The organism is Bacillus sp. Root920, from assembly GCF_001429445.1.
GTDB classification, from domain to species: Bacteria; Bacillota; Bacilli; order Bacillales; family Bacillaceae; genus Bacillus; species Bacillus safensis.
The window spans coordinates 108036-132496 of record NZ_LMJV01000001.1 but is presented as its reverse complement, the minus strand read 5'-3'; the positions used below and the strand labels follow the sequence as shown (position 1 = coordinate 132496).

Sequence of the window (24461 nt, the reverse complement as noted above, 5' to 3'; positions counted from 1 at the left end):
AAAGCATGAAGAAAAAGGGAAAACTGAGGCTTGGCGCCAAAATTTTGCTGATCTTTTTAAGTGTCCTCATCATCTTTTCCGCAGTTGTTGGTTATGTGGTGAATCGCGAGATGACAGAAAACATCAAGCAAATGGCAACTGAAAAAGCAAAAGGTGATTTAAAACTAGGCTACGCCTACCTGAATGAAAAAGTAGAAGGCTCGTGGCAGATTAAAGAGGACAAGCTATTCAAAGGAAATACGCAAATGAATGATCATGACACATTGGTTGACCAATTAGCCGAATATACCGGTGATACCATCACGATTTTTCAAGGAAATACCCGCGTTGCTACGAATGTCATGTTAAACGGGAAACGAGCTGTAGGTACAGAAGTCTCTCCTGAAGTGAAGACCACTGTTTTAGATAAAGGAGAAAACTATTACGGCACTGCAAATGTTGCCGGGAAAGACTATCAAACGGCTTATATGCCGATCAAAAATGAAGCAGGCGAAACAATTGGTATTTTTTATACTGGCGCCAATCAAAGCATGATTTCACAAATGCTTCAGTCATTCTATATACAATTTGTCATCGTCCTTTTGTTAAGTCTGATCGTTTCGGTCATCATTATTTCTATTTTCACTAAGCGGATTCAGGCACGTCTCAAGCATATGGCTTCTGCCATTAAGAGTGCAGGCGAAGGTGATTTAACCATCAATGTGACGGATACTGCTGGTGATGAATTGTCTGATCTGGCTGGCCATTTCAATAAGATGCGTGAAAAATTAAATCAAACCATTCTAAATGTCATGAACACGTCTGAATTAGTGGCCACATCCTCTGAGCAGCTGTCAGCTAGCGCAGAAGAAACGAGTGCAGCATCAGAAAAAATCACATACACGATTCAAGAAGTGGCACAATCTTCAGAAGAACAGTCCACTCAAATGACAGCTAGTGAGCACAAAATGATTCAAGTATCAAACGAGCTGGCAAACATCACTGAAAATGCAGGACAAATGGCTTCAAGAAGTCACTCCGCACAAGAAGTGGCCCAAAAAGGTGTACACAATATCGGTGAAGTTCATTCACAAATGACGTCTATTGCCAAATCAATTGAAGAAAATGGTACAGCGATTCAAGCATTGGAAACACGTTCAGCTGAAATTGATCATATTTCCAAAGTCATTACAGATATCGCCAGCCAGACAAACCTGCTAGCTCTTAATGCAGCAATTGAAGCAGCACGGGCAGGTGAGCACGGAAAAGGATTTGCTGTTGTCGCAGACGAAGTGAGAAAGCTTGCAGAAGAATCTCAAGCATCATCAAACATGATTTCCCATCTCATTTCTGAAATACAAAAAGAGATGACTCATTCGACGAATGCCATCAAACGAGTAAGAGAGGAAGCGGCTCAAGGGGCTGTACTTATCTCTCATACAGAGGAATCATTTCATGATATCCAGCAGTCGATGAGAGAAATGGCGAATGGCATTAAGCATTTATCAAGTGCATCACAAAAAATCGCAGCTTATACAAACGATGCGAAACAGTCTTTTGCGTCTATTACAGAAGGCGTGAAACGAACGAGTGAACATTCACAGCAAGTAGCCGGTTTAACAGAAGAACAATTTGCTGCAATGGAAGAAGTAACAGCTTCATCAGAAGCGCTTGCCCATTTAGCAGGAGATTTAAAAGCAATGGTCTCGCAATTTCACATCTAGATCCCACACCAAATAGCGCAAGACGGCGACAATCGTCTTGCTGCCTAACTTTCTCCTCAAGAATCACTCTTTAACCATTCACGTTCCAACAAAAATCCATAAATAAAGGAGTTTTTTATATGAATCACTTAAATCAAGCCTATTCCCTATCTATCTCCTACCACCAAATCACGGTATACACCGGAAGCGAAACACCACCTGTTATTGATTGGACAGATGAGGACATTCTTCAAGGATTTGCAACAGGAGATCAAGGAGTTTCCTTTGAAGGAATCAATAATGGGAAGGCGTCTATTATTGTGACATTAAATAGCGATGAGCCCCAAGTCTCGGTTGATAGAGCCATAACAGTTCCCTTTACGCTTACAAATGATCAAGTTTATATCACAAGCGTCATGGCCAATGTGCTGTCTTTCTCCATTCCAAAAGGAAACTATCAGCTTACCTGCTACACCTCACAGCAGCCTGATCAAGACGTTTATTATGTAAATTTCCAAACAGTGTAGATTACGACTGATCGTATAGATCAAGCCACTGTTCCGCATAGTCTACCGATTCTCTCATGGGCAGTAAATATGAACTGGCAAGTCCAATTTTGTTGTGCTGATGGATGCCTCCTGATTGCAGAAAATCACGGCCAATCTGTTCAAATAGTTCTTCTCTTGTGATGATATCTTGGTACTCTTTCCATACCCTCCACCCATTCTCTAAAATAGGGGCCCCTCTTGTCATGAGGTCCTGCTGAGGGATTCGGTATTCAGCTAGATGAAAAGCTGTCATGCTCTCAAATGATGCACCAAGCAGCAGCACTTGAGCATGAAGATCATACATGCGGCCAAGAGGTGACTGCTCTCCTAATCCAAAGGAAAGTGCATGGTGTTGCAGAATTTCATGTTTTCTTTTCCCCCAGGCGGTGAATGAAAAATGGGGATGATTGCTTCTCGCCACGCCTGGGTATTTCCAAAATGTTTCCGCCACCTTTCCCATTGCTGCTGGTGTCGTGTAAGCTGGGTCAAATGCGGGCATTGTTTCTTTGATCGATTTCCACCATGAATAAGGAACAGGCGGATCGATCCAATCGGCGGGATCAGAAAGCTCTAACGTTTGTGCCGGCATAATCAGTGTCCCCTCTTCTGTTAAGGTTTCCATCAATGCTTGTATGACGGCTACAGCGCCTCCGTTTACCCAGCCGATTGATGATAAAGATGAATGAACACATAAAATCATGCCCTTTTTTACACCAAGTTGAACCAAGTCTGCTTTGATTCTTTCCTTTGTCATCGGTTCAGCTTGATTTTCGATTAATTTTTGCATCGTTCCTTTTCCTCCTGCGTCTCTTCTATTACTGATGAATGAGACGTTTAACCGCAATAGACAGTTTGTAATTTGCGTAATTCGTCAGCTCCGTTAAAAACTGATCAAGTTCATCATGACTGGAGAAATGTCCTTCAGCCATATAACAGCCTTCACCACTTATTTTGAACAAATTCTTGATTTCTTCCTTTTTATAAAGAAACGACAGAAGTGGTTCATGATGATGACTACGGGTATATAGCTGCAAAAAGGTTTGAATCGTCTTTTGTGTCTGCCAATCAATTGAAATGGTATATGCTTCAATCACACCTTCTTCTTCTAGCTTTAACACCCGATTTGCAACAGCTTGGCCGGTTAAATGAACTTTTTCACCTAGAGCTTTCATCGTTAATCGGCTGTTCTTTGATAGTTCTTTTAAAATATTCATATCTGTTTGGTCTAGCATTGGCTCACCTCTTTCAAAAATCAAGCCCTTCTGCCAAAAGACTTTCATAATCCTCTGTCACGTAGAACTCTTTTAATATACTGTAAACTTAATCAGAAAAAAAGGAGTCCTTTTTATGAAAATTACACTCATTCGCAATGCGACTTTATACCTTCACTATGGTCATTCAACTTTTTTAATCGATCCCTTTTTAGCAGCAAAAGGAACATATCCACCGTTCCCTCATACAGCCAATCAACATTTGAACAATCCTATGGTGGAGCTTCCTGTAAATATAGATTTAGACAGTCTGTTACACCCAGATGCTGTCTTACTCTCTCATTTACATGTGGACCACTTTGACGACGAGGCCAAAAGGAAATTAGCTCAGGATCAACCAATTTATACTCAATCGGAGAAGGATCGAAAAGAAGTTGAAGAAGCTGGATTTCAGCATGTCACATGCATTGAAGATGAAATGGACATTTGCGGCGTTCATATTAAACGTACAGGCGGACAGCATGGGACGGGAGAAACGGCGAAGCGGATGGGGCAGGTGAGCGGTTTTGTTTTCTCTCACCCTGATGAACCTACCCTTTATATTGCAGGTGATACCATTTGGTGTGATGAACCGAAAGAGGTTGTGAATACAAGCAAGCCAGACGTCATTGTGGTCAATAGCGGGGCTGCTCAATTTTTAGAAGGCGATCCTATTACAATGACCAAGGAAGAGATTCTAGACATTCACCGTTCTCAGCCAAAAGCTCAAATTGTCGTCTGTCATCTTGAAGCAGTGAATCATTGCCTGTTAACAAGAGCTGCTTTAGAAGCTTACGTTCAAGAACATCATGCAGATCAAGCCATTTTTGTCCCTCAAGATGGGGAAAGTCTCACCTTCTGATCGACAATAAAAAACCGGCACTTCGCTGCCGGTTTCATCATTATCATGGGCGATGGTGCTGTGGTTTTTTCAGCAATGGAACAAATCCGTTCTTTTTCAAATGAGTGTAATGCTCATCCATTCGTTTCGTGATGTGTGTGCCTTGTTCCTTTGTTAACACGCCGTACTGTACATATTTCTCAATGACTTCTTTTCGCTTAGAAAGAATTTGCTGCTCAAGGATTTCAATTTGTTTTTGTTGTTCTGCTGTTAATTTCACTTGATGTGTCACCGGGCGCTTTTCCATTTGAGGTGTTTCTCCATGAGCCGTTTCTATATGAAAACCAAATAACAGCATCATCGACAAGATGATCAAACTACTTATTTTTTTCATCATTGTTGTTCCCTCCTTTATTCTCCTTTATTTTGCGCTCACTTTCCTTTTTTATACATTATTTCTAACACGCAAATTGCTTATAATATTCTTACTTTTTCACTTTTCTTCTGAAAACGTTGTCCTTATAGAGAAAGCGTGCTATGTTTTGTTTTGTATAAAAAATAGAGGAGGATTCTTAAATGAGTCGTTTTTATCATAAAAAACCTATATGGATCATGCTTGTTGTATCTGCTTTCATCCTTATTATGTCTGCTTGCAGTCAATCAGGCTCATCTCAATCTGAAGACACAAAGTGGGATCAGATTAAAAAGAAAGGGAAAATCGTGGTTGCAACTTCAGGCACCCTTTATCCAACTTCTTATCATGATACTTCTAATGGCAAGGATCAATTAACTGGCTATGAAGTAGAAGTCGTCAAAGAAGCGTTTAAACGTCTTGATGTGAAAGTAGAATTTAAAGAAATGGGCTATGATGGGATGCTGAGCGCCATTAATTCTGGTCAAGTGGATGCCGCTGCGAATGATATCGACATCACAGATGACAGAAAAGACAAGTTTGCCTTTTCAACCCCTTATAAATATTCCTACGGAACGGCTATCGTTCGGAAAGATGATTTATCTGGCATTAAAACTTTAAAAGATTTAAAAGGAAAGAAAGCAGCAGGGGCTGCCACAACGATTTATATGGATGTTGCTCGTAAGTACGGTGCAAAGGAAGTCATTTATGATAATGCGACAAACGAGCAATACTTAAAAGATGTTGCAAACGGCCGTACAGATGTCATTCTAAATGATTATTACTTGCAGACACTGGCTCTTGCTGCATTTCCTAAACTAAATATTACAATTCACCCTGACTTGAAGTACATGCCGAATGAACAAGGTTTTGTTATGAAGAAGGACAACAAAGAGCTTCAAAAAGAATTAAATCGTGTATTAGGCGACATGAAAAAAGACGGAACAATGAAAAAGATTTCTGAGAAATTCTTTAATCATGCAGACGTCTCTAAGAAAATTGATGCTGATGTCGAAGATGTCGACATTTCCAAATAAGGAGCTGCAATCGTGGGAGATATTCATTTAGAATATATATTTAATCCTGCACTGGCAAAGGCGTCATTTCCGTTTGTTATGAAAGGCATCTGGCTGACGCTGCTCATTTCCTTTGTGAGCATGTTTTTTGGTACCATTCTTGGCTTTTTTATCGCTCTTGCCAGGATGGCGAATTCATGGATTCTTCGGCTGCCTGCACGACTGTATATCTCATTCATGCGAGGCGTGCCCATTCTAGTGATTTTGTTTATTCTCTATTTTGGATTCCCCTATATCGGCATTGAGTTCACAGCGGTCACTGCCGCCATTATTGGGTTCAGCTTTAATAGTGCTGCCTATATTGCAGAAATTAACCGGGCGGCTCTCTCCTCTGTTCCAAGTGGACAGGTGGAAGCTGCTAAATCATTAGGTCTCAGCTATTGGCAAACGATGCGTGGTGTCATTTTGCCTCAATCCGTCCGCATCGCCCTGCCGCCATTGACCAATGTCATGCTCGATTTAATCAAAGCTTCCTCACTGGCAGCAATGATTACTGTACCAGAGCTCTTCCAGCAAGCAAAAATTGTAGGCGGACGAGAATTCGATTATATGACCATGTATATTTTGGTCGCACTCATTTACTGGGGCATTTGTAGTGTCGTCTCATTGCTTCAGGACTTTTTAGAAAAACGCTATGCGAAATATCTGTAGCAAAAAAAGAGCAGATCTCATGGATCTGCTCTTTTTCAGCGTGTTAGAAAACCTTTGCAGCCCTAAGCACCGAAGCGCAGACCTGCGGGCGAATGCGAGGATTTGTCTACACGATAATTAATGAATAAGCCATAACCATACATATAACCCGAGTAATGTGAGAATCAAGGTTGGGATGGTCAGGATGATCCCGGCTTTCATGTACGCCCCCCAAGAGATATGGACGCCTTTTTTCTTTAAGACATGAAGCCACAGCAATGTCGCCAATGAGCCGATTGGGGTCATTTTCGGTCCAAGGTTGGAGCCGATGACATTGGCATAAATCAGTCCGTCTCTCATGACACCTGCTGTATCTGTATGTCCAATGGCAATCGCATCAATTAAAACGGTCGGCAGATTGTTCATCACAGAGGACAGCACTGCGGCAAGCACGCCCATAAACATCGTTCCTGCAAGCAAGCCATGTGAAGCCCCTTGCTGGATCCATGCCGCCAATATTTCTGTAAGACCGACATTTTTCAGTCCATATACGACGACATACATACCGATTGAGAAAAACACAATGGACCACGGCGCTTCTTTGATCACTCGCTTTGTCGCTACTTGTGGACTTCTTCTCGCCAGCCACAAGAAAGCAAGGGCAATCCCGCCTACGATGATGGACACTGGAATACCGATCAGTTCCCCCGCAAAATAACCCACAAGCAGACAGCCGAGCACATACCAAGACAAACGGAACATACGGATATCTCGAATAGCTGACGCCGGTTCCTTTGCCTGTGACAGATCGTAGGTTTTTGGGATAAGCTTTCGGTAAAATACATACAGAACCAGCATGCTCGCTCCAAGCGACACAAGGTTTGGCACGAACATATTCGCTGTATATTCTAGAAAACCAATATGAAAATAGTCGGCTGATACGATATTGACCAGGTTACTAATGACAAATGGCAAGGAGGTTGTGTCTGCAATAAAACCGCTTGCCATCACAAAAGGCAGCACCATGCGCTCATCCAGCTTCAACGCTCTCACCACAGATAAAACGATTGGGGTCAAGATCAGTGCCGCTCCATCGTTGGCAAAAAAAGCAGCCACCACAGCGCCGAGCAATGTTAAGTAAATAAACATGCGGACACCGTTGCCTCTTGCGGCTTTTGCCATATGCAGTGCAGCCCATTCAAAAAAACCGATCTCATCTAAAATTAACGAAATGATAATAATGCCAATAAAGGCAAAGGTCGCGTTCCATACAATTTGCGTGACTTCCCACACATCGCCTAGATGAACGACACCAAAGGCAAGTGCAAGAATGGCGCCTCCACACGCTGACCATCCTATGGTGACACGTCCTGGCTGCCAAATGACAAGGACGAGGGTCATGATGAAAATCAAAATGGCTAAGGTGACTGATCCCAAAGGTGGCCCCCCTTTCACTTTTCTCATAAAATCTTTATCTATCATACAACGAAATGCATCAGTTGTATGCCATTTTCGCATGTCACATGAAAACCCGCAGGTGATCCCGTGCACCTGCGGATTCCATCATCATTATTGATCTTTTTTCATCAGCATCAATTCAATAAATAACTCACATCTCTGGCTAAAATGACTTAAGTCGATCGAAGTCATGTCAAAAATTTGTTTCATTCGATAGTTTAATGTATTTTGATGAATAAACAACTGCTCCGCAGCTGGCTTTAGCTTGCAGTTATTCAATAAGTAGACTTCCAGCGTTTTTAAAAACGAAGTTTGACTCTCGCGGTCTTTTTCCTTCAAACGTAACAAATCTGGATTGAAGTCGTTTTTCTTTTTTTGATGGCTGTAAATAGAGTCTAAAAACCGGAAGACCCCTAAATTCTCATAATCATATGGAATCAGTTCTTGCCCTCCGACAATTTTTACTGCCTTGACGACCTCTATCGCTTCAAATCGACTTGTACTCATTTTCATGACATCACGATACTCTCTTCCCATCCCAATATACAAAGGGGAAGGATGGGCATTCGTTTTTGATTGCAGATGTGCGATGACATCAGCGGCAGTCGCTTTCGGTGAGTGCCGGTCTGACAGGCTGCCTAATATAACGACAATATCTGCTTGAACCGAATAGACGTGATTCACTTTATCCTCTAGCTGCAAATACGTTCGAATGACATCCTTCACATCTTCTGCCGTCTCACTTTTGTTATCGGCAGCGTGCACGACCATAACGGTAAATACGGCTGGCAGTGGAATGCTTAAGTTCTCAGCCTCCCATTTCAGCTCTTCTTCTGTATAAAAATGATCATCCATGACCTTTTTGAAAAACTCTTCAATCTTGCCTTCCTTTTTCTCAAGCTGTTTCTTATTCTTATAAATCACTTTTCCAACCTGAAAGGAAGCTTCGTGTAAAAATTGCAGCTCCTCCTGAGAGAGGGAGTCCTCAATGTCCTGCACCCAAATAAAGCCTACTACCTCTTGTTTATGCTTGGCGCTCACAGCCACCCGCCGATTAAATCCGAGCTCGTCATGGCCGCTCACATAAAAAGGCTTTGACTCCTTGTGAAGCCGCTCAATTACCCCTGTTTTCTTTAACCAATCGACCACAGACCCCGGACATTCCTTGGAGAAAATCGTTTGCTGATTGACTGGGTCAAACTGCTGAATGCTGTAAGAATTATAAGCAAGGAGCTGACACTCTGTGCTTTCTAAAATGACTGGTTTTTTTAAATAGCCGCTAATAAATGCAATTAATTTATCGACATCAAAAAATGTATGAAGCTTTTCTAATATCTCTTCCATCCCGATTGCTCCCTGATTAAGTGATACATTTATCATACTTCTTTCCAGTCAGATTTGTATAGAAACAAGTCGCAAGCAGGCAAAAAAAGCATGAACCCATCAGTGCAGGTTCATGCTTTTTCCATATTAAAACATTTCACTAATCGTTTTTGCCTGCATGTGCAGAGCTAGGTAATCTGGACCGCCTGCTTTTGAATCCGTTCCTGACATTTTGAAGCCGCCGAATGGGTGATAACCAACGATGGCACCTGTGCAGTTACGGTTAAAGTAAAGGTTCCCTACATGGAACTCCTGCTTCGCACGGTTGATGTGATCACGATTATTCGTAATGACAGCACCTGTTAAACCGTATTCTGTGTTGTTGGCTACCTCAAGTGCCTCATCAAAGCTAGAGACTTTCGAGAAAGCCAAGACTGGTCCAAAGATTTCTTCTTGCATTAAACGGGAAGTTGGCTCAAGATCTGCAAAAATGGTCGGGTGGATAAAGTATCCTTCCGAATCATCACTCGTTCCGCCAGTGACTAAGCGGCCTTCCTGTTTGCCAACCTCGATATAATCCGTGATCTTGTCAAAGGACGCTTGATCAATGACAGGTCCCATGTAAACATCGGCAGAAAGTGGGTTGGCTGTTGTTTTCGTTTCTGTGATTTCCTTCACTCGCTCAACCACTTGGTCATACAGCTTCTCATGGACGACAGCCCGAGATCCAGCTGAACATTTCTGACCTGAAAATCCGAAGGCTGATGTGAAAATGGCATTAGCCGCTAATTCAACATCTGCATCCTCATCGACAACCACTGTATCCTTACCGCCCATTTCAGCAATGACACGTTTTAAATGCTGCTGGCCTGGCTGCACTTTTGCCGCGCGTTCAAAGATACGTGTCCCTACTTCTCTTGATCCAGTGAATGTAATCAGGCTTGTTTTCGGATGATCTACTAAGTAATCCCCGACCTCTGCTCCGCTTCCTGGTACAAAGTTGACAACGCCCTTTGGAAGACCGGCTTGCTCAAGCTCTTCCACAAAACGGGCTGCAATGACAGGCGTCGCACTTGCGGGTTTTAAAACAACTGTATTCCCAGTGACGATTGGGGCTACTGTTGTTCCTGCCATGATCGCAAACAAGAAGTTCCACGGCGGAATCACGAGCGTCACGCCAGTTGGTGTGTAAACATATTGATTGCGTTCGCCTTCGCGGCTGTTCACTGGTTTGCCTTTTGCCAGCTCCAGCATTTGACGGGCATAATATTCTAGGAAGTCAATCGCTTCTGCTGTATCTGCATCTGCTTCATTCCAAGGCTTACCTGCTTCTTTGACAAGAAGGGCTGAATACTCATGCTTTTTACGGCGAATGCTTGCCGCAGCTCGGAATAATACGCCAGCTCTTTCTTCTGGAGACGTGTAGCGCCATGTTTCGAATGCTTTCGCTGCTGCTTGAACCGCCTGCTCTGCCTCTTCCTTCCCGGCCTTTGATACGGTTCCAACCACTTCATCCTTTTTCGCTGGATTGATCGAAACAATCTTGTCTTTCGTTTCAATTCTTTCTCCATTAATCACGAGCGGATAGGTTTGACCAAGTGATTCTGTTACTTTAGCTAATGCTTGTTCAAACGCTTTGCGGTTTTCTTCCTGGCTAAAATCCGTGAATGGTTCATGCTTGTAAGGTGTTGTCATTTTTGTCACGCTCCCGTTTCAAATTATTTTCTCGTCATCCCTTTTAAAGCAAAGGCAATGTTTGCCGGCCGTTCTGCAAGGCGTCTCATGTAGTAGCCATACCACTCTCGTCCATACGGAGTATAGACCCTCATTTGATAGCCTTCTTTCACAAGTGCCTGCTGCGTTTCTGATCTCATGCCGTACAGCATTTGAAATTCGAACTGACTTGTCTGTATATTGTGTTTTTTCACAATATTTTTTGTGAACTCGATCATTTGATCGTCATGTGTCGCAATGGCTGTATAGTTCCCTGAGAGCAATTGCTTTTCGATCAGCTTTTGATAATTCAGATCGACATCTTTTTTGTTTGGATACGCCACTTCGGCGGATTCCTTATAGGCACCCTTTACAAGTCTTAAAAATGGCTGCAGCTCATTTAGGTCATCAAGATCCTTTTCTGTTCTGTACAAATACGCCTGCAAGACCGTACTGACATACTCATATTGAGATTTCATCTCTTTAAAAATGTCCAGCGTTTTTTGACAGCGCTGTTCATCCTCCATATCGATTGTCACCATGATACGGTGTTTCTCTGCCGTATCTAAAATACGTTTCATATTGTGATACACAAGGTCATCGTCAATATCCAGGCCAAGGGATGTCATTTTGAGTGACACATGGGAATTGAGTCCCGCCTCAGCAATCCGCTGAATGGTTTGAATACACTCAGTCGTCCGTTCATTGGCAATCTCTGCCTTTGTGACAAACTCACCAAGGTGATCAACTGTCACGGCCATTCCTTGGTCATTTAATCGCTTGATAACAGGGATGGCACTCTCAAAGTCCTTCCCTCCGATGATTTTCTTAGATGCAACAGCACTTCCCCAATTACGAGCAATATGGTTCAAGAGACTGCTCTTTGACAAAAACAAGAAGAAATTTCTTGTGACCGACTCCATAAAGGGCACCTCCCACTCTTTGTAAGCTATGTCTTTATTGTAAAGCTCATAAGCTGTCCGCTACAATATTTGAAGATGACAAAAATTCTGACTTTTTTTGTGGTTTTATCACAATAAGAGATAAAAAAGAGCCTGCCGTGATCCGGCTGGCTCTTCCCTGCTTACGCCCACACCTCATCAAGGGTAGACTGCAGCAGCTCATTTAATTCTTGCAACAGGTTGTCTTTCGGCTGATTGTAGCTTTTCACCAATTCATCAAATCGCGCGAGCTCTTTGTCGATAAATGGATGGACATAAGCGAGGCGGTTTTCTACATCCATTTCTTCTCCGTCCATTTTACGTTTGAGCAGCTCATGGATTTCCCCTAAAAGCGGACCTTCCTCCACTAGTTCTTCGAGCAGTTCATGAAAGTCCATCGGCGGAACCGTCCGGTACCGTTCAATCCACTGACAGGCAAGCAGCGGACGAAGCACATAGAAATATTTCTTGATTCGCACCTGCTCTCCTCGTAAATGCCGGCTTTCATTCCGCTTCGCCATATTGAGGTAATGATACATCAATGCTGGAGGATAAAACGCTCGGTCCTTTAATTCTCTTAGCTGCTTTGCCAAAGAGAAGGATTCAGCATAGATGATGTCAGAAGACAGCCATTCCATGATGGATGGATTCGATTTATTGAATAAGCGAAGTGCCTTTCTAAGCTCCCAGCCGCTGATATCAAGCACATCATCAATCGGCCGTTCAATGACATCACGATGTTCTTCCATTGCCCAATACCATTCTTTTCGAGGAACATATAAAAAACGGACATCGTAATCACTATCAGTCGAGGGGAATCCCCATGCTCTGCTGCCTGATTCAACCGCGAGGCAAATTTTTACGTCATACGTTTCTTCGATGATTTTCAGCTCTTCCTTGATTCTCTCTCTCATCATCCATCAACTCTTTCTATAGAAATCTGCATGACTTCTTCACGTTTTGGTAAAATACGAATAAGACATATATGAAAAAGGAGTTGGATCTCATGTCTATATCTCGCATCATGAAATGGATCACCGGGATTTTTGAAGCCTGTCTTGCCATCCCTGTCATCGGAGGACTATTTATTATTAGCAATGGCTATTCACCGCTCATGGTCATGCTTATTCTGCATATTATCACACTCGTCTTATCGAAGCGAGACCAAGGACCAATGATTGGCAGCATCATTGGGATTATCACATCCTGCCTCGCCTGGATTCCGATACTTGGATTCATCCTTCATATCATCACAGCTCTTGCCCTTATTATCACCGCGTTAGTACCTGATGAAAAAACGAGACAAAATACGAGTTATTAAAAAAGAGGCCCTCCTAGAGCGGCCTCTTTGTTCTTTTATTTGAGCAAATGCTTTTGTAAGAAGGAAAGCTTCTCTGTTTGAAAAGCCGGGATAAACTCGTGTCCAAAATAGCGATATACCTTCAGGTCTTTATCTGTTTCTAAATGGTTGTATGCCGCAAACACAGTAGATGGCGGGGTAATTTTGTCAATCAGACCGATCGCCATCAAAGTTGGCTGTTTGACCCATCCAGCTAAATTGATTAAGTCAAAATAGCTTAATGTCTCAAATGCCTTTTCTTCCACTTCCGGGTCACTATTTCTCCGAAAGTACGAATTGATTTCTAAATAAGGCTGCTCCAATGCCACATCCACTGCACGCTCGAAGTTTGATAAATAAGGGTAATCTGCCGCGACGACCTTCGGAATATCTGAAAGGGCTGCAGCTGCTACCGCTAATGCGCCTCCCTGGCTTCCACCAATTACGCCGATCCGGTGTTTATCTACTTCAGGGAAGGACTGAATGACTTCGAGTGCACGAACCGCATCTAAATAAACACCGCGATAATAGTAGGTCTCTTTTGATAAAATGCCTTTTGTCATCCACCCTAAAGCGTGACCGCCTGGTGTCACTGTCTGATCTTCACTGCCGCCTTGACCGCGGACGAGCATACCAAATGTGGCATAGCCGTGGAGCGCCCAGTTGACGATATCGTGAATGCCGCCGTCATAGCTGGCATTATAGCCATGAAAACGAACGAGCGCTGGATGCGGGCCAGTTTGATCAGGTACAGCATAAAAGCCTTCAATTTTAGAATGTCCAAAGCTTTGATACGTCAGGCGGTACACCTTAACGCCTTTCACTGGATAGTCATACGGTTCAAGTGTTGGCTTTGCCTCCACTTGGCGCAGTTCTTCGAGCGATTTCTTCCAAAAGTCTGAGAAATCAGGACGTGCAGTTTTCTTTGGTTTATATTTTTTTAGATCTTCTAGTGATAAATCGAACAATTGCATATCATACTATTCCCCTTTGTTTTATTAGTTATAGGTATCATACCACTCATTTCTTGATTGAGAAAGTCATTTAACAAAACCTTCTGACATTTCTATTGGCAAAGATGATGGAAACCATTATGATAAAGAAACTGGCCTTGAAGACTAGAATAAACCATTACATACATTCATGATTTTCACATGACATATAGCGAATAAAGGAGGAACCCATATGAAAATCGCCCTTGTCCAAATGGACGTACAAATTGGAGAACCTGAAGTGAATTTTAAAAAAGCAGAAGCGTTTTTAGAAGAAGCAGTTCGCGAGCAGCCTGATCTGATCATTTTACCCGAAATGTGGAATACCGGCTACGCCCTTGAACAAGCCGAGCAGCTTGCAGATATAAACGGTGAACGCACAAAGCAGCTCTTCTCCTCCTTTGCCCGCAAGCACCAAGTGTATCTCATCGCAGGCAGTGTGTTAAATAAGCGGACAGAGAATGAAAACATCACCAACACAATGTATGTTTTTAACCGCCAAGGTGAGCTTTTGTTAGATTATGATAAAATTCATTTATTCCGCTTAATGGATGAGCACAACTATTTAACCGCTGGTGATCAGCTTGGTTTATTTGACTATGGTGAAGATGTGACGATTGGTGCGATGATCTGCTATGACCTCCGCTTCCCGCAGCTTTCCAGAACACTTGTGAACAAAGGAGCGAAGGTGCTCGTCAATACGGCGCAATGGCCGTCAGCAAGAGTGGACCATTGGCGCAGCCTGCTCATCGCAAGAGCGATTGAAAACCAGTCATTTATGATTGCTGTTAACAGAACTGGCACAAGCAGAGACACGGCATTCCCTGGACACTCTATGGTGATTGATCCACTCGGCCGCATCCTGCTTGAAACAAAAGATGACGAAGACATTTATTATGCGGAAATTGATCTTCAGCTAGTGGATGAAGTCAGACAGCAAATTCCGGTTATGACGGATCAGCGTCTGGACTTATATTAAACAGCAGGGTGCTCCCCTGCTTTCAGCGTGTAGACAAACCCTCGCATTCGGTGTCAGGTCTGCGCTCCGGTGCTCACGAATGTCAAATTCGCTCCGCTCCGCTGCTCGCCCTTTCTAGACTGCAAAGGTTTTCTATCACGCTGAAAAGAAGACAAAGGGCTAAAACCAAGATCATTTTAGCCCTTTGTCACCAATCTTAAAGCAGGGTGCTCCCCTGCTGTTTGCGTTTAATTAAACGTTTGTTTAAGCTTTCCCTTGGTTCTGATAAAGGTCCATGAAGGCTTGAGCGGCTTTCGTTAAATACCTTTCTTCAACATATGCAAATACAAGTGTTCGGGTTGGGCATGAATCAATGTTTAAATAAATAACTTGGTTCCTATCCTCTTGTGCCACCATTTTCGGCACAACGGTCACACCTAGTTCGTTTTTGACCAATGCCTGTGCTGTTTGAATATGGCTTGTTTCAAAAGCCGCTTTTGGCTGAAAACCGTGATGACGGCACAGTTCCATGACCACTTGCCGAAAACCGTATCCCTCTTTCAGCATAATAAATGGGATACCTTCAAGAAGTTGAAAGGGAACGATTTCGTGACCGGACTCTTTTTGCCCTGCTTGCTTGATAATCTCGTTCAATTCCTCTGATAACCATGGCTGAGCAGCTTGCGGAACTGCAAGAAGGAGCGGCTCTGTCAGCATTTGTTTCGTTTTCAATGATTCATGCTCGACAGGCATAGATAAAATAGCCAAATCCAGTTTTCCAGCCAATAGACGTTTTTCAAGCTCACGAGGAGACTCTTCTATCAGTTGAACGTGAACATGAGGATACGTTTGACAAAAGGTTTTTAATAAACCGGGCAAGACATATCCCCCTGTCACTGCTGGCGCTCCAATGTTCAGCTCTTTCCCGATTTCATAAGCTGCTTCTCCCATTTCACGCAGCAAATCATCTCTTTCCTTCAAAATATTCTCAGCCCTTTTAATGAATCGTCTCCCTTGAGGTGTGGGCGTTACTTGTCCATAATTTCGAATAAATAACGGTGTGTCTAATTCCTCTTCCAGCTTCTTCATTTGCTGGCTTAAAGAAGGCTGTGCAATATGAAGTTGATCAGCTGCTTTTGTAAAACTTTGCTGCCGGTACACTTCAATGACATATTCCATCATTCGTATATCCACTTTCATCACCTCATAGGTTTTAACTATCCATGTCATATCTTTTATGTCTTAGACAAATAACAGAAGGAATTCTACGATAAAGAGACCACAAAGGGGGAAAAGAAATGAATCCATATGCTAAAGCCGAGAACCAATTTTCACAAAATGCCGAGAACTATCGAGATTCACCTATATTTGCAGCCGGAGAAGAGCTGGAATGGATGAAAACAACAGCAAATGCGAAGGGACATGAGCATTTACTTGATATTGGCTGCGCGGCAGGACATACCGTTTTTTCCTTTTCAGACGTTATCTCTAAAGGGGTAGGCATTGATGTCACGCAAAAAATGATCGAGATTGCAGCAGCACTAGCGGAAGAACGCCACCTGAACCACATTACTTTTGAGCAGGCAGCCGCAGAAGCATTGCCCTTCTCTGATGAATCATTTGATTTAGTGACGTGCCGATTTGCTGCTCACCACTTTCCAAACCTTCCGGCAGCCATGTCGGAAATCAGCCGAGTCTTAAAGAAAGGCGGCCAATTTCTGCTCGTCGACCATTATGCACCTGAAAACCCTGCACAGGATTCATTTATTAATCACTTAAATAGACTGAGAGACCCTTCTCATGTGCGGGAAAGCTCGTTATCAGAATGGAAAGAGCTTTTCGATGACAACCAATTGACTCAGAAAGAGATTCGTTACTGGGACCTGCATATTGATTATCAGGACTGGATTATACGCGGACGCACGCCAGAGAACATTCAAAAGGAGATCGTTTCCCACCTTCAAGCCGCAGACCCTGACACAAAGCAACTATTTCAGCTTCAATTCGATGCACAGCATCAGCCCATTTCCTTCTGTTTAAAAGCTGCACTGCTTCAAGGAATCAAAAATTAAACTGATAGAAAAAGTCTACCATCGCCGGTAGACTTTTTTAATCTATCACTGTTTCACAGGTAGCTTTTCATGTTCGTGACACGTCTCTTCTCACGAATAGATCATGTTTCTATTATATGATAATTGAACGAAGATAGGTGAGGCATTTTAGATCCTCTGAATAAAAAAGAACCTACCCTCTTTGGAATAAGTTCTTTACTGCATGCGTAACTTACGGTGCAATATCCTCTAATACTTTCTCGCGCGTTTCTATCATTTTAAAAGCAAGAATTGCTCCCACTACCGTCACACTTGCAAAAAGAATAAAAATAGTTGAAACACCGCTTACCTCTAAAATAAAGCCTATCATAATAGGAGCGATCGCTGAGGCCAGTCTAAGCCACGCTGTAGCAAATGCCGTTCCAATCACCCTCATACGTGTCGGATAAATTTCAGGTGTATATAGATAGAGGAGAACTGTAATTGTCCCCATCATTCCGTAAGCAGCAGACCCTAAATAGATGACGCTTTCTGGTGAAGTCGCTCCGCTGATCCATAAAGCCGTTAATAACACACCTGTTAATACAAATGCAATGGTTGCCCAGCGCTTCCGTCCCACTTTATCAATTAAAAATGCACAAGCGAATACCCCTACGGTCTGTAAAATATTTGTGAGAGATGCTGCCCTTAATGAATCTCCGACTGGCAAATGGTAAACAGTATTATAAAGACTCGGTAACCAGTTATTTAAACCATTCGATACAAAGTAGGCAGAAAACCATAGTCCCCATACGACCAATGTTCTTTTACGGTAAAAAGTTGAAAATAGCTCTTTCCAGTCGCCTTTTTCAGTACTGCTGGATACTTGATTTGCGACAGGCATTCGTTTGTCAGTACTCGCTTCAATTTCTTCAATAATTCTTTCGGCTTCATCTAACCTGCCTTTCGAAATAAGCCACCTTGGCGATTCACGCAGCATGAAAAAGAATCCAAAGACGATTAAACCTCCAATGCCTCCAATCAAGAACATCCATTTCCACCCAAAGCTAGGTACAACAAATGCACCAATTTGAGCTGAGATCATTAATCCTAATGGAAAAATCATCTCATAAAGCATAAAAAATCTGCCTCTTCCTTGGGCTCGGGACAACTCATTAATATATGAGGCTGCTACCGGCACCTCTCCTCCAACTCCAATCCCTTGTATAAAGCGGAAAATAAAAAGGGCCATAAAATTACCTGAAAATACACATGCGATACTCATAATAGACATGAGGAACACCGTCCACTTTGCACTAAATACACGGCCGCGCCTTTCTGCTAACCACCCAAAGAAAATAGCACCAACCGCTTGTCCTATATAACCAGACCCAATAAGAAGGCCAATTTGAGCAGGTGATAAATTCCACATGCCGATGAGGACCGGGAGAACAAACGCTAAAGATAGCGCATCAAAAGCATCAAAAAAGGTAGCAGATCCCATAATGATCCGAGGTTTTAAATGCCACCTCGAAAAAGGTACACTTTCCATCCTAGTCAATAGTTGTGAAGCTCTATCAACAACTTGCCCACCTTGAGAATTTGAATTTCCGCTGAGTTCTAACGTCATGGTATCTCCTCCTTATTAGAGGAAATGATGCAAAAGTACATGCCGAAGAGCGCTGAAGAAATCGCTTACATTTTAAATCAAGCTGAAATTCTGTAGCGTTCATACGAGTTTTCAGCATCTATCAAATCTTTTTTGGCGTTCCCGTGGTACCCCGATCTATATAATACATAGGGAAGATATGTTCCATCGCCTCTAACTGTTCTCCTTCTAATAACTGTGTTAGTAAAGAAACAGCTTTTCTTCCCATTCCAACTAAATCAACATGAACAGAAGATAAAGAAGGGGTTAGGAAACTTGCAATGGGCACATCATCGGCACCAACGACAGACAAATCATGAGGTATTGACACATTTGCGTTTTCTGCCGCTTTCATGACCCCTATCGCCAAAAAATCTGAAGAGCAAACAACTCCAGTCATGTGCTGGTTTCCTTGGAGAAATTGAGAAACCACTTCTACTACTTTTCCCCCATCAAATTCATCTAACTCAAACACAAGCTCTTTGTTCAATGTTAATCCTAAACGTTTCAGTGTGCGCTCATACCCCTTGTAATACCTCACACTATGCATCGAACTCATTGGACCATTGACCAGCCCAATGGTTCGATGACCTTTATCAAATAAGGCCGTTACAGATTGACAAACACCTTCTTCATCATCTGGCCTGACACATGGAAATGGTGAATCCTCTAAGTAACTTCCGACAACGATAATGGGAATAGCCAAACTTTTTAGCCAATCCATGCTCAATTCTTCATTTCTTGGAGAAAATAAAATGGCACCATCTACAGCCTGCGTCTCAAGTAACCGCTGCTGCTGCACAGATGTAAATGACATCAGCATATTGAATTCGGTCTCATCTAATTCCTTCGCTATGCCGTCTAAAATCGTTGAAAAAAATGGATTATTCAAAATATATGAACCGCGGGGAACCACTACAGCGATATTCCCAGTCTTTCTTTTCACGAGCCCTCTCGCTCCTAAATTAGGGCGGTAGCCTAACTCATCAATCACTTGTTTGATTCTTTCAGCCGTTTGAGCGCCTACTCCTGGTTTTCCACTTAATACTCGGGAAACAGAGGCTATAGACACTCCTGCTTTCAATGCGACATCTTTAATACTTACTGACACATTTCATACCTCCGGGAGTCTGTTGTTTTATACCCTATTATAACCTGACTCACCTTCATCATGAAATCAATGGTCTGTTATCTACTGACGTTTTCCTTAAGCAAACCAACACTTTGAAGGCCTTGGCGAATCTCTTCTTTTTCCTTTTGAGTTAAAGGTAATACCGGCTTTCTAGCAAGCGAACTGCTGATCAAACCTCTCTGGAACATCGCTTCCTTCATTCGCAGATGAGAGGTAGAGGAAGGTTCATCCATTTTATATACAGCATGCTTTAATTCAAAGATTCTATCGTACACTTTATTAGCTGCTGCAAGGTCTTGTTTTTCCACACATTTCACAAGTTCAGCGATCAAATCTGGCACAAAACAGCCGAAACCGACAAGCGCCCCATCAATCCCTTGAACTAATGTTGGCAATAAATATTCATCGTGACATGTGAGCAGCGATACATCTGGTGCATGCTTTTTCAGTGCGCGCACATCGACTTCATATTGTGCCATGTCTCTTTGACCAATTTTGAATGAGACAACATTTTCAATTTCCGACATTTCTAGTAATTGATTCGTTGTATATGAGGTTTTTGTCCACGTTGGATATTGATGGACGATGATTGAAATGTCAATCGCTTCTGCAACATCTTTAAAGAATTGGACAGGTGATTCAGGCTGCATACCGAATCTCAGCCATGAATGCGGCGGCATGAGAAGGATACCTTCTCCGCCAGCTTCTTGAACTGCTTTTGCATGCTGGATCGCTTCAATTGTCCCTTCAGCTGATACCCCGGAAATGACAGGTACTTCCCCTTTTAATTCGTCGGCTGCAATACGCACAGCCTCAGCTCGTTCATGTGGCAGCAAAGTCATAATCTCGCCAGTATGTCCATTGACAACAATCCCGTTAATTCCTTCGTGCTCCGCCACCCAGCGAACAAGTTTACGAAAAGCAGGTTCATCAATTGAATAGTCATCTTTAAAAGGAATTAAGACCGCCGGGAATACACCGCTCCATTTTTCTTTATTTTTCATCAACAAATTCCTCCCCATTCGATTATAGTAAACGTTTACCGTAAGCGTTTACGTAAACAATCATAGAATGTCCTCACGGAAGTTGTCAACATTATTTTTTAAAGATTATCATAATTCAAAAAACTCTTATTGAAATTTAGATACTATTTTATTTTTCCGAAAAAGAAAATGATCTATATCAAAAACCTCATCATCATGAACTGATTGAAGGAGGATCACCGCTTTTTCCAAACGGCTGCACACCAAAAAAAGGATAAATACATTTTGGTTGTCAAAGCATCATCATATGTACGAAGGAAAAGAATTCAATAGAAAAAAGTCTACCCTCAACGGTAGACTTTTTTTATTTCGAATATAAATCCCAGCCAAGCTTGAGTGTGTCCACAATATAATTGGCGACTTCCTCAGCCTCTAAATGATCTGTTTCCACTCTTGAGTTATGAAGAGAATAAATCTCCCGGCGCTCTTCAAACAGCTCTTTCATCTCATCAAGCGTCCGGTTGTGAAGAACAGGGCGGTTTTCGATTAAAATATCAAGCCGCTGCTTCCAATTCTCCCACGATAGATCAAGGAAAAGAACGGTACAATGCTTCAAGCAGGCGCGTTTGATTTCTTCCTGTTTGAATGCACCGCCTCCAAGGGAAACGATCTTGAGCTGTGTATGTTCACATAAATCGACGATATAATCCTTTTCAGCCTGCCTGAAGAATGCTTCTCCTTTTTGCTGAAACATCTCTGGAATCGTCATGTTGTACTTTTTCTCAATCTCCTGATCGACATCAATAAAATCTCTATATAGCTTTTTGGCAACCAGCTGCCCAATGGTTGTTTTCCCAACACCCATAAAGCCAATGAGGACAATATTCCGCTGTCTTACAGGAATTTCTCTATTGATTTTCATGGTCGTGACACGTCCTCCCTACGACAAGGAATGCTACATAATGTTTCTATTATATGATAAATGGAGCGCGAAAAGATAGGCAATCTTAAAAATTGTGTTTGACGACGTAGCCGAGCTGTTCAGAAAGCCGCTGTGCCTGTTCTTTCACTTTTTGCTGCAGCTCGGGAATGACTTCTTCAGTAAACCGATGGGTTGGACCAGATATGGATAAACAGGCTTTCACTTCACCATGAATGTTAAAGATTGGTGCCGCTACTGCCGCAGATCCTACCTCGCGTTCATCGATGCTGCAAGAAGTATATGTGTCAAGAATATGTTTACGTTCCTTTTGCCAGTCACCCTTCATCACATGATCAGCCTCATACGCTAATACTTTTTGTTGAAATTCTTCACTTTGAAATGCCAATAATACCTTTCCGCCTGCACCTGCGTACAATGGCAGCTTTTCACCAATCTTGACAAGATGCCGAATCGATTGCAGCCCTTCCGCTTGTTCAATACAAACCCTGCTTGTTGAATCCAGTACATACAGGTTGACGGTTTCCTTTGTTTCATCACGAAGTGAGTACATGAGTGGCTTAGCCAGTTCCCTCAATTTAATGGACTTCCCTGCAATGTATCCGAGGAGATAAAGCCTTTGACCCAATCGGTATTTCATTGTTTCTTGATTCTTCTCCACAAAATGATTCATTTCAAGTGCCTTGAGCAGTCTCGTTGTCGTAGACATTGCTAAATTCATCTCTTTTGAAATATCCGTTAGCGTCAGCTCTTGACGTTCTTCACTAAAACAATAAAGAATATCCAAAGCACGCTGAACTGTACGCAGTCCTGATTCTTCTTTTGACTTTTTATCAGCCATATTCACTTTCTCCTTTTCCCCTTTGATTTCTTATCGACATCAACGATCGATTTTGCTATAATCCATTTTAAACGTTCCACTAAAAGAAAACAAATTCCACCAGACAGAATAAAATCAATTGAAGATATTTGATGGAGGAGATATTTGAATGTACCTGCTCGTTTTTACACTGCTTATCAGTCTATATATAGTTCATCAACTATTTCCTGCTCTCATACTCTCCTATTTTGTTGGTCTGCTGGCTGCTATCTCGCTCACCATTTCTTTTAAGAAAGCAAGCGGTCTTTATTTGAAAACAGGTGCTGTATTTCTCATCATTGGGTTGTTCTTATTCTTCTTATCCGGCCAGCCATTGCACACGTTTTTTCTTCACTTTCATTCCATGCTGGGCTTGCTTTCTCTCTTTTTCATGCTGCCTTTTATTCATTCTCTCATACATGTTGGACATTTCGATACACAATTAAATAAACTGCTCACACTGCATACAACGAGCTCAAATCAGCTTTATCGCAAGAGTTCATTTGTCACTCATATACTCGGCATGTTTTTAAATATCGCGACGATTCCTTTACTATATACATCGCTCAAACCGTCGCTCGAATCCCTAAAAGAACAAGTGAAACAACATCTTTATACACGCAACCTCTTAAGGTCATATGCATTATGTTTAAGCTGGAGTCCTGTTGAAGTGCTGGTAAGCGTCACCATTGATGCAACCAAACTAAAATATTATCAAATTGCACCTATTACTTTTGGTTTAATGGTCGTTGTGCTGGCGATAGATTGGATGCTTTTTTCTCGTCAAAGCAAACGATTACCAAACATCATTCAGTCTTCAGAAACAAACGCCAATCCTCATCGAATTAAGCGAAAAACCCTTCAGCTCGCTTTCATGCTGCTAGGTTTTATGACAGTCGTCTCACTTGTCGATGCATGGATTGGGAAAGGCTATTTATTCGCTGTAGTACTGACGATTATTCCATTTGCTCTATTATTCTCTTCTGTTATCAAAAAAAGAAAACAGTATATCGCTGTCTCTGTGCCTCATTGGAAAGAAAGAACCCGTCAGCTCTCCAACTATATGTGTCTATTTTTAAGTGCAGGCTTCTTTGTCGATATGCTCCTTGCGACAAACAGTATGCAGCCGATTCAAGCATTTATTGTCAGTATATCAGACCATGCCATTTGGGTTTATTGTGTCATTGGGTTGTATTTTCTGATCACTGCCCTTTGCGGCTTTCACCCGCTCGTCTCACTTGCTTTGTTAGTCAGCATGATGGCACCAGTCATCCATGAACTGCCTGCTCTTCCCATTGCCATCATGCTGATCGTTGCTGGCACATCGACTGTTATGTTTAGTCCTTTTAATGTTTCTGTCTCCCTATTAGCTGATTTGATGAAGGTCAACCCTTACCGTATCACTCGCTGGAATATATGGTTTGCCAGCCTTTATATCAGCATGGGTATCGCATGTGCAGCGATCATCACCGTTATCTTTTATACATAAAAAAGAGAACTCATCCTTGAGTTCTCTTTTCAGATTGTTGACAAAGGGCTAAAATGATGTTGATTTTAGCCCTTTGTCTTCTTTTCAGCGTGATAGAAAACCTTTGAAGTCTAGGAAGGACGAGCACGGGCGCGGAGCGAATTTAACATTCGTGAGCACCAGCACGCAGGACTGACAACGAATGCAAGGGTTTGTCTACACGCTGAAAAGAGAACTC

At 42.3% G+C, this 24461-nt stretch carries 24 protein-coding genes; 9 read left to right on the top strand and 15 right to left on the bottom strand.

Annotated features, from left to right (window positions below):
* The first annotated feature begins 5 nt into the window (after positions 1 to 5).
* Positions 6 to 1703: a methyl-accepting chemotaxis protein gene (locus ASE42_RS00610; RefSeq protein ID WP_056765079.1), complete on the top strand. Its 1698-nt coding sequence runs from the start codon at positions 6 to 8 to the stop codon at positions 1701 to 1703.
* A 119-nt stretch (positions 1704 to 1822) separates the two neighbouring features.
* Positions 1823 to 2209, top strand: a complete 387-nt coding sequence (locus tag ASE42_RS00605; protein WP_056765076.1) for a competence protein ComJ — start codon at positions 1823 to 1825, stop codon at positions 2207 to 2209.
* A gap of 1 nt (position 2210) precedes the next feature.
* Here the strand turns inward: ASE42_RS00605 and ASE42_RS00600 are convergent, their stop codons facing one another.
* Both ASE42_RS00600 and ASE42_RS00595 read right to left on the bottom strand, forming a co-directional pair.
* A complete protein-coding gene (locus tag ASE42_RS00600; RefSeq protein ID WP_056765073.1) occupies positions 2211 to 3017 on the bottom strand; it encodes an aminoglycoside N(3)-acetyltransferase in 807 nt (268 codons plus the stop codon).
* A 28-nt stretch (positions 3018 to 3045) separates the two neighbouring features.
* Positions 3046 to 3462, bottom strand: a complete 417-nt coding sequence (locus ASE42_RS00595) for an Lrp/AsnC family transcriptional regulator (RefSeq protein WP_025092811.1) — start codon at positions 3460 to 3462, stop codon at positions 3046 to 3048.
* A 115-nt stretch (positions 3463 to 3577) separates the two neighbouring features.
* Between ASE42_RS00595 and ASE42_RS00590 the strand changes: the two genes are divergently transcribed.
* Entirely contained in the window at positions 3578 to 4342 is a 765-nt protein-coding gene (locus ASE42_RS00590) for an MBL fold metallo-hydrolase (RefSeq protein ID WP_056765069.1), read from the top strand.
* A gap of 43 nt (positions 4343 to 4385) precedes the next feature.
* On the opposite strand, the gene ASE42_RS00585 is transcribed toward ASE42_RS00590, so the two are convergent.
* The gene (locus ASE42_RS00585) at positions 4386 to 4715 is read right to left on the bottom strand and encodes a YckD family protein (RefSeq protein WP_024424311.1); all 330 of its coding nucleotides are present in this window, start codon (positions 4713 to 4715) and stop codon (positions 4386 to 4388) included.
* 182 nt (positions 4716 to 4897) lie between these two features.
* On the opposite strand from ASE42_RS00585, the gene ASE42_RS00580 reads away from it, so the two are divergent.
* Both ASE42_RS00580 and ASE42_RS00575 read left to right on the top strand, forming a co-directional pair.
* Entirely contained in the window at positions 4898 to 5770 is an 873-nt protein-coding gene (locus ASE42_RS00580) for a transporter substrate-binding domain-containing protein (RefSeq protein WP_024424312.1), read from the top strand.
* A gap of 12 nt (positions 5771 to 5782) precedes the next feature.
* The gene (locus ASE42_RS00575; RefSeq protein ID WP_034283291.1) at positions 5783 to 6460 is read left to right on the top strand and encodes an amino acid ABC transporter permease; all 678 of its coding nucleotides are present in this window, start codon (positions 5783 to 5785) and stop codon (positions 6458 to 6460) included.
* A gap of 117 nt (positions 6461 to 6577) precedes the next feature.
* Here the strand turns inward: ASE42_RS00575 and ASE42_RS00570 are convergent, their stop codons facing one another.
* The 5 genes from ASE42_RS00570 to ASE42_RS00550 all read right to left on the bottom strand — a co-directional run bounded on the left by ASE42_RS00570 (position 6578) and on the right by ASE42_RS00550 (position 12788).
* Positions 6578 to 7876: an arsenic transporter gene (locus ASE42_RS00570; RefSeq protein WP_034283290.1), complete on the bottom strand. Its 1299-nt coding sequence runs from the start codon at positions 7874 to 7876 to the stop codon at positions 6578 to 6580.
* 132 nt (positions 7877 to 8008) lie between these two features.
* Positions 8009 to 9241, bottom strand: a complete 1233-nt coding sequence (locus ASE42_RS00565) for a PucR family transcriptional regulator (protein WP_024424315.1) — start codon at positions 9239 to 9241, stop codon at positions 8009 to 8011.
* Positions 9242 to 9367: 126 nt separating this feature from the next.
* Positions 9368 to 10915, bottom strand: a complete 1548-nt coding sequence (pruA, locus tag ASE42_RS00560; RefSeq protein WP_024424316.1) for an L-glutamate gamma-semialdehyde dehydrogenase — start codon at positions 10913 to 10915, stop codon at positions 9368 to 9370.
* Between the two features lie 23 nt (positions 10916 to 10938).
* Complete coding sequence (locus tag ASE42_RS00555) at positions 10939 to 11856, bottom strand: proline dehydrogenase family protein (protein ID WP_025092807.1); 918 nt, start codon at positions 11854 to 11856, stop codon at positions 10939 to 10941.
* 161 nt (positions 11857 to 12017) lie between these two features.
* The gene (locus ASE42_RS00550; protein ID WP_056766794.1) at positions 12018 to 12788 is read right to left on the bottom strand and encodes a nucleotidyltransferase domain-containing protein; all 771 of its coding nucleotides are present in this window, start codon (positions 12786 to 12788) and stop codon (positions 12018 to 12020) included.
* Positions 12789 to 12880: 92 nt separating this feature from the next.
* On the opposite strand from ASE42_RS00550, the gene ASE42_RS00545 reads away from it, so the two are divergent.
* Positions 12881 to 13195, top strand: coding sequence for a hypothetical protein (locus tag ASE42_RS00545; RefSeq protein WP_024424319.1), 315 nt, complete (start codon positions 12881 to 12883; stop codon positions 13193 to 13195).
* Between the two features lie 35 nt (positions 13196 to 13230).
* On the opposite strand, the gene ASE42_RS00540 is transcribed toward ASE42_RS00545, so the two are convergent.
* Positions 13231 to 14187: an acetylxylan esterase gene (locus ASE42_RS00540; protein WP_044333516.1), complete on the bottom strand. Its 957-nt coding sequence runs from the start codon at positions 14185 to 14187 to the stop codon at positions 13231 to 13233.
* Positions 14188 to 14398: 211 nt separating this feature from the next.
* Between ASE42_RS00540 and ASE42_RS00535 the strand changes: the two genes are divergently transcribed.
* On the top strand, positions 14399 to 15184 hold the full coding sequence (locus ASE42_RS00535; RefSeq protein ID WP_056765066.1) for a carbon-nitrogen family hydrolase: 786 nt from the start codon (positions 14399 to 14401) through the stop codon (positions 15182 to 15184).
* Positions 15185 to 15427: 243 nt separating this feature from the next.
* Here the strand turns inward: ASE42_RS00535 and ASE42_RS00530 are convergent, their stop codons facing one another.
* Entirely contained in the window at positions 15428 to 16345 is a 918-nt protein-coding gene (locus tag ASE42_RS00530) for a LysR family transcriptional regulator (RefSeq protein ID WP_056765063.1), read from the bottom strand.
* A gap of 116 nt (positions 16346 to 16461) precedes the next feature.
* On the opposite strand from ASE42_RS00530, the gene ASE42_RS00525 reads away from it, so the two are divergent.
* Entirely contained in the window at positions 16462 to 17235 is a 774-nt protein-coding gene (locus ASE42_RS00525; RefSeq protein WP_056765060.1) for a class I SAM-dependent methyltransferase, read from the top strand.
* A 211-nt stretch (positions 17236 to 17446) separates the two neighbouring features.
* Here ASE42_RS00525 and ASE42_RS00520 read toward each other — a convergent pair whose 3' ends face one another.
* The 5 genes from ASE42_RS00520 to ASE42_RS00500 form a co-directional block, all read right to left on the bottom strand.
* Positions 17447 to 18823, bottom strand: coding sequence for an MFS transporter (locus ASE42_RS00520; RefSeq protein ID WP_056765056.1), 1377 nt, complete (start codon positions 18821 to 18823; stop codon positions 17447 to 17449).
* Between the two features lie 121 nt (positions 18824 to 18944).
* Positions 18945 to 19952 carry a LacI family DNA-binding transcriptional regulator gene (locus ASE42_RS00515; RefSeq protein ID WP_024427258.1) on the bottom strand — a complete coding sequence of 336 codons (1008 nt, stop codon included), beginning with the start codon at positions 19950 to 19952 and terminating at the stop codon, positions 18945 to 18947.
* A 77-nt stretch (positions 19953 to 20029) separates the two neighbouring features.
* Positions 20030 to 20977, bottom strand: a complete 948-nt coding sequence (locus tag ASE42_RS00510) for a dihydrodipicolinate synthase family protein (protein WP_056765053.1) — start codon at positions 20975 to 20977, stop codon at positions 20030 to 20032.
* A gap of 343 nt (positions 20978 to 21320) precedes the next feature.
* The gene (locus ASE42_RS00505; RefSeq protein WP_003214270.1) at positions 21321 to 21878 is read right to left on the bottom strand and encodes a shikimate kinase; all 558 of its coding nucleotides are present in this window, start codon (positions 21876 to 21878) and stop codon (positions 21321 to 21323) included.
* A gap of 85 nt (positions 21879 to 21963) precedes the next feature.
* Entirely contained in the window at positions 21964 to 22737 is a 774-nt protein-coding gene (locus tag ASE42_RS00500; RefSeq protein ID WP_056765051.1) for an IclR family transcriptional regulator, read from the bottom strand.
* Between the two features lie 148 nt (positions 22738 to 22885).
* Here ASE42_RS00500 and ASE42_RS00495 point away from each other — a divergent pair, with 148 nt between their 5' ends.
* Entirely contained in the window at positions 22886 to 24244 is a 1359-nt protein-coding gene (locus ASE42_RS00495; RefSeq protein ID WP_056765048.1) for a hypothetical protein, read from the top strand.
* Positions 24245 to 24461 lie beyond the last annotated feature (217 nt).

Excerpts from the sequence above, each read along its gene's own strand:
- ASE42_RS00610 (WP_056765079.1), top strand. The coding sequence starts at position 6 with ATGAAGAAAAAGGGAAAACTGAGGCTTGGCGCCAAAATTTTGCTGATC.
- ASE42_RS00605 (WP_056765076.1), top strand. The coding sequence starts at position 1,823 with ATGAATCACTTAAATCAAGCCTATTCCCTATCTATCTCCTACCACCAA.
- ASE42_RS00600 (WP_056765073.1), bottom strand. The coding sequence starts at position 3,017 with ATGCAAAAATTAATCGAAAATCAAGCTGAACCGATGACAAAGGAAAGA.
- ASE42_RS00595 (WP_025092811.1), bottom strand. The coding sequence starts at position 3,462 with ATGCTAGACCAAACAGATATGAATATTTTAAAAGAACTATCAAAGAAC.
- ASE42_RS00590 (WP_056765069.1), top strand. The coding sequence starts at position 3,578 with ATGAAAATTACACTCATTCGCAATGCGACTTTATACCTTCACTATGGT.
- ASE42_RS00585 (WP_024424311.1), bottom strand. The coding sequence starts at position 4,715 with ATGAAAAAAATAAGTAGTTTGATCATCTTGTCGATGATGCTGTTATTT.
- ASE42_RS00580 (WP_024424312.1), top strand. The coding sequence starts at position 4,898 with ATGAGTCGTTTTTATCATAAAAAACCTATATGGATCATGCTTGTTGTA.
- ASE42_RS00565 (WP_024424315.1), bottom strand. The coding sequence starts at position 9,241 with ATGGAAGAGATATTAGAAAAGCTTCATACATTTTTTGATGTCGATAAA.
- pruA (WP_024424316.1), bottom strand. The coding sequence starts at position 10,915 with ATGACAACACCTTACAAGCATGAACCATTCACGGATTTTAGCCAGGAA.
- ASE42_RS00555 (WP_025092807.1), bottom strand. The coding sequence starts at position 11,856 with ATGGAGTCGGTCACAAGAAATTTCTTCTTGTTTTTGTCAAAGAGCAGT.
- ASE42_RS00550 (WP_056766794.1), bottom strand. The coding sequence starts at position 12,788 with ATGAGAGAGAGAATCAAGGAAGAGCTGAAAATCATCGAAGAAACGTAT.
- ASE42_RS00545 (WP_024424319.1), top strand. The coding sequence starts at position 12,881 with ATGTCTATATCTCGCATCATGAAATGGATCACCGGGATTTTTGAAGCC.
- ASE42_RS00540 (WP_044333516.1), bottom strand. The coding sequence starts at position 14,187 with ATGCAATTGTTCGATTTATCACTAGAAGATCTAAAAAAATATAAACCA.
- ASE42_RS00535 (WP_056765066.1), top strand. The coding sequence starts at position 14,399 with ATGAAAATCGCCCTTGTCCAAATGGACGTACAAATTGGAGAACCTGAA.
- ASE42_RS00530 (WP_056765063.1), bottom strand. The coding sequence starts at position 16,345 with ATGATGGAATATGTCATTGAAGTGTACCGGCAGCAAAGTTTTACAAAA.
- ASE42_RS00525 (WP_056765060.1), top strand. The coding sequence starts at position 16,462 with ATGAATCCATATGCTAAAGCCGAGAACCAATTTTCACAAAATGCCGAG.
- ASE42_RS00520 (WP_056765056.1), bottom strand. The coding sequence starts at position 18,823 with ATGACGTTAGAACTCAGCGGAAATTCAAATTCTCAAGGTGGGCAAGTT.
- ASE42_RS00510 (WP_056765053.1), bottom strand. The coding sequence starts at position 20,977 with ATGAAAAATAAAGAAAAATGGAGCGGTGTATTCCCGGCGGTCTTAATT.
- ASE42_RS00505 (WP_003214270.1), bottom strand. The coding sequence starts at position 21,878 with ATGAAAATCAATAGAGAAATTCCTGTAAGACAGCGGAATATTGTCCTC.
- ASE42_RS00500 (WP_056765051.1), bottom strand. The coding sequence starts at position 22,737 with ATGGCTGATAAAAAGTCAAAAGAAGAATCAGGACTGCGTACAGTTCAG.
- ASE42_RS00495 (WP_056765048.1), top strand. The coding sequence starts at position 22,886 with ATGTACCTGCTCGTTTTTACACTGCTTATCAGTCTATATATAGTTCAT.